The 10,027-nt window shown below is 33.7% G+C and carries 4 protein-coding genes and 1 pseudogene; 4 read left to right on the top strand and 1 reads right to left on the bottom strand.

Annotated elements, in window-relative coordinates:
- Nucleotides 1–1,586 (bottom strand): annotated as a pseudogene (locus tag CF599_RS18830) (hypothetical protein); the annotation flags it as partial.
- A gap of 748 nt (nucleotides 1,587–2,334) precedes the next feature.
- Here CF599_RS18830 and CF599_RS18825 point away from each other — a divergent pair.
- The 4 genes from CF599_RS18825 (at nucleotide 2,335) to CF599_RS18810 (ending at nucleotide 9,615) form a co-directional block, all read left to right on the top strand.
- Nucleotides 2,335–4,377, top strand: a complete 2,043-nt coding sequence (locus CF599_RS18825) for an ATP-binding protein (protein WP_121967465.1) — start codon at nucleotides 2,335–2,337, stop codon at nucleotides 4,375–4,377.
- 84 nt (nucleotides 4,378–4,461) lie between these two features.
- On the top strand, nucleotides 4,462–6,504 hold the full coding sequence (locus CF599_RS18820; protein ID WP_121967464.1) for a sensor histidine kinase: 2,043 nt from the start codon (nucleotides 4,462–4,464) through the stop codon (nucleotides 6,502–6,504).
- Between the two features lie 37 nt (nucleotides 6,505–6,541).
- A complete protein-coding gene (locus tag CF599_RS18815) occupies nucleotides 6,542–8,578 on the top strand; it encodes an ATP-binding protein (RefSeq protein WP_121967463.1) in 2,037 nt (678 codons plus the stop codon).
- A 47-nt stretch (nucleotides 8,579–8,625) separates the two neighbouring features.
- The gene (locus tag CF599_RS18810; protein ID WP_121967462.1) at nucleotides 8,626–9,615 is read left to right on the top strand and encodes a hypothetical protein; all 990 of its coding nucleotides are present in this window, start codon (nucleotides 8,626–8,628) and stop codon (nucleotides 9,613–9,615) included.
- The last annotated feature ends 412 nt before the right edge of the window (nucleotides 9,616–10,027 follow it).

Below are 10,027 nucleotides of genomic sequence, written 5' to 3'. Positions count from 1 at the left end.
GTAGTATCAAACCCTACATTCCCATAAGTACCTTCAAGCTTATTGATGATGTTATTTATAAACTCTTCGTTGTTCGTTATCTCATTAATAAACTTGATGTTATCACCTAGTTTAGTAATGAACTCATCGTTCTGAGTAAGGTTCGATATAAAGGTAGAGTTATTTGCAATATCAGCTACCGCTAAGTACACCTTACCATCCTTAGAGTCTGTAACGATTAAGCTTTCTACACCTGTATCGTCTTTACCAATGGTAAAGCTGAAGTTGGTTGTATCAAGATCAGACCATTTTATAGTTACAGGTTTACCATCTGCATCATAGTAGAAGAACGAGTTAGTAGTAGTATCAAACCCTACATTCCCATAAGTACCTTCAAGCTTATTGATGATGTTATTTATAAACTCTTCGTTGTTCGTTATCTCATTAATAAACTTGATGTTATCACCTAGTTTAGTAATAAACTCATCGTTCTGAGTAAGGTTAGATATAAAGGTAGAGTTATTAGCAATATCAGCTACTGCTAAGTACACCTTACCATCCTTAGAGTCTGTAACGATTAAGCTTTCTACACCTGTATCGTCTTTACCAATAGTAAAGCTGAAGTTGGTTGTATCAAGATCAGACCATTTTATAGTTACTGGTTTACCATCTGCATCATAGTAGAAGAACGAGTTAGTAGTAGTATCAAACCCTACATTCCCGTAAGTACCCTCAAGTTTGTTGATGATGTTATTGATAAACTCTTCGTTATTTGTTATCTCATTAATAAACTTGATGTTATCACCTAGTTTAGTAATGAACTCATCGTTCTGAGTAAGGTTCGATATAAAGGTAGAGTTATTCGCAATATCAGCTACTGCTAAGTAAACCTTACCATCCTTAGAGTCTGTAACGATTAGACTATCTACACCTGTAGCGTCTTTACCGATGGTAAAGCTGAAGTTGGTCGTATCAAGATCAGACCATTTTATCGTTACAGGTTTACCATCTGCATCATAGTAGAAGAACGAGTTAGTAGTAGTATCAAACCCTACATTCCCGTAAGTACCCTCAAGTTTGTTGATGATGTTATTGATAAACTCTTCGTTGTTTGTTATCTCATTAATAAACTTGATGTTATCACCTAGTTTAGTAATGAATTCATCGTTCTGAGTAAGGTTCGATATAAAGGTAGAGTTATTCGCAATATCAGCTACCGCTAAGTACACTTTTCCTCCTTCTGAATCTGTTATTACTAAAGATTCTGTCCCCTTGTTATCTTTACCAATAGTAAAAGTTCTATTTTTAGTATCTGTTAAAGTTGCTCCGGATATTAAAGGAATCCATTTTGTTTTTTCCCAATAATAGAATCCAGTAGGTAATTGAGAACTTCCTGTATTATATACAAGTAAACTTTCAACAACACCTTGAATTGTATTTTGATCTATATCGCTGGTTAATTTAACTCGAGGTAGTAAAACACCTTTATTCTCAGAAACTAGATCTAATATTGATGCAGAATTAGGTTTGATGGTTCCTATTCCAACTTGGGCAGAAGCATATCCACTTACAAATAATGCAAATAATGGAATAATTCTTTTTATCATAATCTGTATTTTTAGCTTTTCTTTAATTATTATAAAGATAATGATAATGATTGATTGTTTGTTTTTGATTTGTTTTTTTGGTGTATTGATATTTTTTAATCAAAAATACAGCACATTTGTTTGTTTTGTATTTGTTTTGGTTGTTTTGTGTTAAATTGATGTTGTTGCGAATAATGGCGTTTTGTGAGTAATTTTAGGTCCTCAAGATCATTTAGTGATTATAGAGTTTATACTACAGATAAAGGAATGGAGATATCACTAATGGTGAACAAATGGTTGAACTATAAAAAATGAGATTTATTCGATGGAATAATAGAAGTTTTAGTTCTAAAATATTAAATACTTGATATTTAAAGCGAAGGAATGAGTTTGTATAGAACAAAAGCATATTAATTCTGTAGTTATTGGTAATTATATAATTAAATGTCTTTTTACTATATTGAATCTGCTTTTAACCCAGATTAGCATTAGCCAAATGCTACAAAGCAATTCTGCTTCATAGCTATTTCATCATGCTATAGTATGATGAGATCACTAATTCAGACCTATTTTGTATAACTACTTTTCGTTTATATGTCTATCGGTAATCTGGGTTTAACCATCGTATATTCCATCTACGACAGTGTATTCTAGATAGCTATAACCTTATACATGTGATTTTTAATCCAAAAACACTTCACCTTTTATAAACAACTATAGAAAATCAAATATCATTGTTTACATTTGCGATGTATTGATACAAACTTATATGAAAAGACTTCGCCAAATTAATTTTCTATTAGTTGTAATTGCATTGTTATTAGTTAATTGTACCCAATCAAGGATTGTACCTGAGACTGATTATGACCAGTTATATGCTGTATGGCATGATTATGATTATAAAGATAGTTTAGCCTTGACCCTGAAGCCAGCAGTGGAAAAAGCGCTAACTTTAAATAATACTACTGAGAACAGATTCTATATAGATAGTGTGTTATCACAACTTCGATGGACACGTGATTCTGTTTCTTTCTTTTCCCTTAGTAATAAGGCTATAAAGTTTGCTAAAAACAAGTCGGATGAGTATATGCTTGCTAATATCTATAATGATATTGGGATGTATTACCATGATTCTAATGTGTTAGATAGTACCTTCTATTATTACATAAAAGCGGAGAATGTCTATAAAGCCATAGAGGACTCTGTAAAAATAGGAGAGATGGAGTTTTATCAAGCTCGTTTACTATTTGAAAAAGGTCTGTATATGGAAAGTGAAGTCAAAGCATCTAATGCACTTCATTTACTTCAGAAATACCCCCATAATCCTATTCCTATTGAGGCAAATCAGTTAGTTGCGCTTTGTTTAATCGAACGCAAGGATTACAGTGAGGCTAAAGTTTATTTACTTCGTGCTTTAGAGTTGTTACAAAAGGATTCTAATGTTAATAAAATACTTAGTAAAGAAAGGTTGCAGCAGGCGAATTCTGCTGTGTACATTAATTTGTCCGAAGTTGCTTTTTATGTAGGGCAGTTTAAAGAGTCTTCTGACTATGCTAATGTAGCCTTGACGTATGTGGATGCTAATCTCTCTCCTTTAGTGCTTAGTTATGCCTTGTCTTCTAAAGCAAGAGCTGATTTTATGTTAGAGTTGCAGCATAAGGGGACTTTCGAAGTAGAGAAGTATGCAAGAATCCTTGAAAATACATTTGATGAAGCTTTGAGTGTAAGAAATTACTATATAGCTAATTCCATCGCTATGATTGTAGCAGATATGTTTTTTGAAGCTAAGGATTTTGATAATGCATTTAGTTGGGCCGAAAAGGCATATAATATTGCATTACAATATGATATGAAACCTCTTCAGCGCGAAGCTTTAGAGTTCTTAGTGACGCATAAAGAATATGAGAATAATGAGCAAGTAAAAGAGGTTATTCGGTTAACTCATATCTTAGATGAGATTGATTATACTACGCGAAATAGATTTGCTCGTATAGCGTATGAGACAGAGAAGATAGAGACAGAGAATTTAGAGTTAAAAGGGGTAATCACTATCCTGTTTATCACTAGTCTTTCTATTATTTTGGCATTGATACTAGGGGTTTATGTCTATAGACTTAAAAATAAGAACAGGGAGATAAGATTGATTAAAGGTCAGCAAGAAGCTAATGAGAGTATCTATGAGTTAATCTTAGAGAGAGGAATGATCGCTACGGAAGTCAAAACTGCTGTGCATAATAAAATAGCACGCGATATCCACGATGGCGTGGTCAATGGGATATTCACCATCCGATTTAATCTACAACAACTGCATACAGAGAACGAATCACTTAAAAACACCTTGATTACTGAGCTTCTGCAATTAGAGAAAAGTACTAGGGATATCTCCCATTCGTTGATAGATAACGAACTGTTTAATGATACTAAATTCTTGAGTTTAGTAGAAGAATTAGTGATACTCCAAAAGAATCAGTGGAATACTAAATTTGTTTTGGAATATGAAGATGATTTAGCGTTAGATAATTTGTCGGCTATTGAGAAAGTAAATACTTATTTTATCATCAGAGAGGCTATTCACAATGTGAATAAGTACTCTGAGGCATCACAGTGTACGATTAGCTTTGTTAAAGATATAAATGGTGTTATGATTAATATAAAGGACAATGGAGTGGGATTTGATCTACGTGCTAAAGCGGATGGTATGGGGCTTGCTAATATGAATGAGCGTGCGCTGTCATTACATTCTAAACTTATTATTTTTTCAGAAAAAGAACATGGGGTAGAAGTATTTTTTAAAGTAAAAGTATCTAAATAAGCAGAGATATAAAGTATAGACTTCTTCTATGTGATTTTATAAAATCAAGTATGTATATTTATCATTGTATTGATATTAATTCTTATGAAAAGACTTCGCCATATTAACTTTTTTTTAGTTGTAATTGCATTGTTATTGGTTAATTGTACTCGATCGAAGATTGTACATGAGACTGATTATGATCAGCTATATGCTGTATGGCATGATAATGATTATAAAGACAGTTTAGCTTTAGCGCTAAAACCTGCTGTAGAGAAAGCGCTAACTTTAAAAAACACTGTAGACAACAGATTCTATATAGATAGTGTGTTATCACAACTTCGATGGACACGCGATTCTGTTTCTTTTTTTAAATTGAGTGATAAGGCTGTAGAATATGCGAAGAACAAGTCAGATGAGTATATGCTTGCGAATATCTACAATGATATCGGGATGTATTATCACGACTCGAATGTCTTAGACAGTACCTATTATTACTATATTAAAGCAGAGAATGTATATAAAACTATAGGTGATTCGATGAAAATAGGAGAGATGGAGTTTTATCAAGCTCGTTTACTCTTTGAAAAAGGATTGACTATGGAAAGTGAAGTGAAGGTGTCTAATGCTCTTCATCTTCTTCAGAAATATCCTCTAAATCCTGTGCCTTTTGAAGCAAATCAATTGATGGCTTTGTGTTTACTTGAACGCAATGATTATGTGAATGCAAAGAGTTATCTACTTACAGCATTGACCTTGATGCAAAAGGATTTGAATAAAAATAAGATACTTGGTAAGAAAGAGCTTTCAACGGCTCTGATGATGTTATATTATAATTTATCTGAGGTCTCTTATTATCTAGGTGATTATATGAAGGCTTCGGAGTACGCAGCTTTGGGATTAACTCATCGCACACCTAATAGTCTTTCTATTATAGTGAGCTTCTTAGAGAGTAATATAGCCAAAGCTGATTTGATGCTTGCTGTAAAAGACAACAAAGAAATAGGAGCAAAAGAAAAGTCATACATTACTAAACTTGAAAAAACATATGAGCATTCTTTAGACATCAATAATTATTTTTCTGCAAATGAAATGGCTATTAGTACAGCGGAGTTATACTTTGCTATTCACGATAATGTAAAGGCATTTGAATGGGCAGAAAAGTCGTATCAACTATCAAAGGATAGAGATATCAAAGTAGCGCAGCGCAAAGCTTTGGAGTTTATAGTTACTCATAAAGACTATGAGAATAATGAGCAAGTAAAGGAAATTATAAAGCTGACTCATGATCTTGATGAGATAGATTATGCAACGCGAAATAAATTTGCTCGTATAGCGTATGAGACAGAGAAGATAGAGACGGAGAATGTAGAGTTAAAAGAGGTGATTATGATGCTATTTATCACTAGTCTTTCTATTATCCTAGCACTACTGCTAGGGGTGTATGTTTATAGGCTAAAGAATAAGAACAGAGAGATAAGATTGATTAAAGGTCAGCAGGAAGCTAATGAGAGTATCTATCAGCTAATCTTAGAGAGAGGAATGATCGCTACGGAGGTTAAAACTGCTGTGCGTAATAAAATAGCGCGTGATATCCACGATGGCGTGGTCAATGGAATCTTCACTATTCGCTTTAACCTACAACAACTACAAACAGAGAATGAATCGCTTAAAAGTATCTTGATTACCGAGCTTCTGCAATTGGAGAAAAGTACGAGGGATATCTCTCACTCGTTGATAGATAACGAACTGTTTAAGGATACTAAATTCTTGAGTTTAGTAGAAGAATTAGTGATGCTTCAAAAGAATCAGTGGAATACTAATTTCACCTTAGAATATGAAGAAGATTTAGCATTGGATAATCTAACGGCTATTGAGAAAGTTAATACTTATTTTATCATCAGGGAGGCTATTCACAATGTGAATAAGTATTCTGAGGCATCACAGTGTACGATTAGCTTTGTTAAAGATGTAGACAGTGTTGAGATTAAGATAAAGGACAATGGAGTAGGATTTGAACTACATAGTAAAGCGGATGGTATAGGGCTTGCTAATATGAGTGAGCGTGCACTATCATTACATTCTAAACTAGTTATGTATTCAGAGAAAGGGTGTGGAGTGGAAGTTTTGTTTAAAATAAGTGTATAAAATATAGGCATTTATCAGTGTATTGATATTAATTCTTATGAAGAGATTTGGGCAAATTAGCTTTTTGTTGGTTGTAATCACATTGTTGTTAGTGAATTGTACTCGGTCTAAGTTTGCAAGTGAGACTGATTATGATCAGCTATATGCTGTGTGGCAAGATGATAATTATAAAGACAGTTTAGCGTTAACGCTAAAACCTGCTGTACAGAAAGCGCTAGCTTTAAAAAATACCTCAGGTAATCGGGTCTATATCGATAGTGTCTTATCGCAACTTCGATGGACACGCGATTCTGTTTCTTTTTTTAAACTGAGTGCTAAGGCGATAAAGTATGCAAAGAGCAAGTCAGATGAGTATATGCTTGCGAATATTTATAGTGATATTGGGATGTATTATCACGACTTGAACGTTTTAGATAGTACGTATTATTATTACATAAAAGCAGAGAATGTTTATAAAACGCTAGATGATCCGCAGAAAATAGCAGAGATGGAGTTTTATCAAGCCCGTCTACTCTTTGAGAAAGGTCTGCATATGGAGAGTGAGGTAAAGGTGTCTAAGGTATTACATCTGCTAAAGGATTATCCGCTTAATCCTATCCCTTTTGAAGCAAATCAACTGATGGCGATCTGTATGATAGAACGCAATGATTACAGGGAAGCAAAAGTATATTTTAGTCGTGCATTAGCCTTAATGCAAAAAGATTTTAATACCAATCAGATCTTAGACCAAGAGACATTGAGATTGGCCATTATGATGCTATACTTAAATCTCTCAGATGTAACATATCTACTAAAAGACTATAAGCAAGCTAAAGAGTATGCTCTAAAAGGACTGACTTATATTGATAGTGATACGCCTGCACTTCTAAGTATGGCATTACAGGGGAATATCGCTATGGTTAATATGTCTTTAGATATACTAGCGAAGCGCACTACTGATATCGACTCTTATATGGCTGATATCGAATTAGTTTATACGAAGGCATTAGAGATTAATAATTTGTTATTTGCTAACCATCAGGCTATGATAATGGCCGAATTATATCTAGAAGCGAAAGATACGGTTAATGCGTTTAAATGGGCGGAGCAGTCATATGATTTGTCTAAGAGTAGGGATATTAAAGTCGATCAGAGGATTGCCTTAGAGTTTTTGGTTACTCATAAAGCGTATAAGAATAATGAGCAGGTAAGGGAAATGATTAGACTAACCCATATCCTAGAAGAAATGGACTATTCTGCTCGCAATCGATTTGCTCGTATAGCGTATGAAACAGAGAAGATAGAGACCGAAAATGTAGCATTAAAGAAGTTGATTACAGTACTAGTTATTAGCAGTATTCTAATCATTATAGTGTTGTTGTTAGGTGTGTATATCTTTAGGTTTAGAAATAAGAATAGAGAAATCAGATTAATCAAAAACCAACAAGAGATTAATGAGAGTATCTATGAGTTGATCTTAGAAAAAGGAACCATTGCGACAGAGGTTAAAGTCGCTGTGCAGAATAAAATAGCAAAGGACATACACGATGGTGTGGTCAATGGTATATTTACTATTAGATTTCATCTTCAACAGCTCAATGCAAATGAAGAAGAACTCAAGAATAAACTGATAGAGGAGTTACAGCATTTAGAGTGGAGTACTAGAGATATTTCCCATTCTTTATTGGATAGTAAATTATATGTAAATACTAATTTCGTTCGATTAATAGAAGAATTGGTATTGCTTCAAAAGAATGCATGGCATACTGTTTTCTCCCTAGAGTATGATGATGATTTAGACTTAGATGCGCTCTCAGCAGTTGAGAAAGTTAATATCTATTTAATTATTAGGGAGGCTATTCACAATGTGAATAAATATTCTGAAGCTACTCACTGTGTTATTAGCTTTACGGCAGATAACGAGGGTATCATAATCAAGGTTAAGGACAATGGTATTGGCTTTGACTTAAATATAAAAAGTGATGGTATAGGTCTCGCGAGTATACATCAGCGTGCACAATCTATAGGTTCTAGACTTGTGATATATTCAGAGAAAGGATATGGGGTAGAGATATCCTTTACAATAAATGTGTAATCATCTCTCCAAAAGATTAGATAACCACTATATAATACAAACAAAATATGACTATTAATCCTGATTTTATTAAATACTTTCCTGAGTATGACCAAGTTTTTACAGGAGATTTGGAGCAATATAAGAAGCACTTTTTGCCGATATGCTCTATTAATTTGCAATGTCTTTACCCGGAGGAGGATCAGTGGTTACACTTTGTGTCGGTTAAAGAGATCTATGAAGGCTGCGTAGGAGAAGAGACTGAGGAGTACCACATGGCTTATTGTAGACCAGATATGATCGGTTTTGATATAGTGGGGGATAAGTATCAATTCGAAGCGGATTGGAACTATTTTATCTATGAGAAGCAGATAGTAGAAGGCAATAGTATTAATAATCAAAATATGATTAAACAGTACAGGGCCGATAGAATTAATATTCAAACAGCTGAAGAGTTAGATACATGGTTAGTACAATTTGAATCAACTTCTTATCCCGATTATAGAAATAAGCTAAAGAGTAAGCATGCCTACTTTATAAAGCCTGATTCGGATCAAGGACTTGTAGAGAGCCTTTTAGACCGTTTTGAGTCTGAAGCTAGTGAATCTGATTATGGAACGGTATTAGGTGCTTACGAGTTAAATATGAAGACATACGAGCTAGCTAAGCAGTATTATCAGAAACATGGTAAGATATATCCAATGACTATAGGCAACTATTCATCTAAAATCGAAACGATGGAAAGTTTAGAGAAAGGCGTTGAAGATAATATACAATACATCCAATATCCTGAGATAGGAGGGATCCTAGATGATATCCAATTCCAAAGCAAAGAAGATAGAGATTGTTTAGAAGAATGTGAGATTACCTTTGAAGAAGCAATGCAGTTTGATGACTCTACTAATCTAACCGAGCTACCTTATGATAAGGATGGGAATATCTTTACGTATATAGGAAGATTTACGGGATACTTATTCCAGCAGTATGGAGCAGATAGTGCATATTTATTCTATAATAAAGAACTTAAGAAAGCAGTAATGTGTTTAGAATACACGTAGTCGCTGCGCTTTAATTAAGAATTTAAAAAATATCATTAATATTTTCATAACGTTGCCCTAGTCAGATGTAATAACCATATAATACCTCAAAGTCGGGAGACTTTGCGGAGCGAATAGAGAGATCAATATTTTATCTCCTCAATATATATCACGCCCTATCGGCACACAATCGTAGGGATGTATCACATACATCCATAAAAAATATCATTAGATGTTTTCATAACGTTGCCCTAGTCAGATGTATTAACCATAAAGAATATTATTAAGTGTATAATACCTCAAAGTCGGGAGACTTTGGATCAATCTCAAAAGTTGTGTGTGAATTAAAAACTACAGATCTTTGTAATGATAAATAATAAACGTGGAAAACTATATTGAGTTTATAAAAATGATTTTACCTGAGTTTTTAGTA

The organism is Myroides sp. N17-2, from assembly GCF_002286775.1.
Classification (GTDB): Bacteria; Bacteroidota; Bacteroidia; order Flavobacteriales; family Flavobacteriaceae; genus Flavobacterium.
This window is presented reverse-complemented; position numbering and strand designations above follow the sequence as displayed.

Excerpts from the sequence above, each read along its gene's own strand:
- CF599_RS18815 (WP_121967463.1), top strand. The coding sequence starts at position 6,542 with ATGAAGAGATTTGGGCAAATTAGCTTTTTGTTGGTTGTAATCACATTG.
- CF599_RS18820 (WP_121967464.1), top strand. The coding sequence starts at position 4,462 with ATGAAAAGACTTCGCCATATTAACTTTTTTTTAGTTGTAATTGCATTG.
- CF599_RS18810 (WP_121967462.1), top strand. The coding sequence starts at position 8,626 with ATGACTATTAATCCTGATTTTATTAAATACTTTCCTGAGTATGACCAA.
- CF599_RS18825 (WP_121967465.1), top strand. The coding sequence starts at position 2,335 with ATGAAAAGACTTCGCCAAATTAATTTTCTATTAGTTGTAATTGCATTG.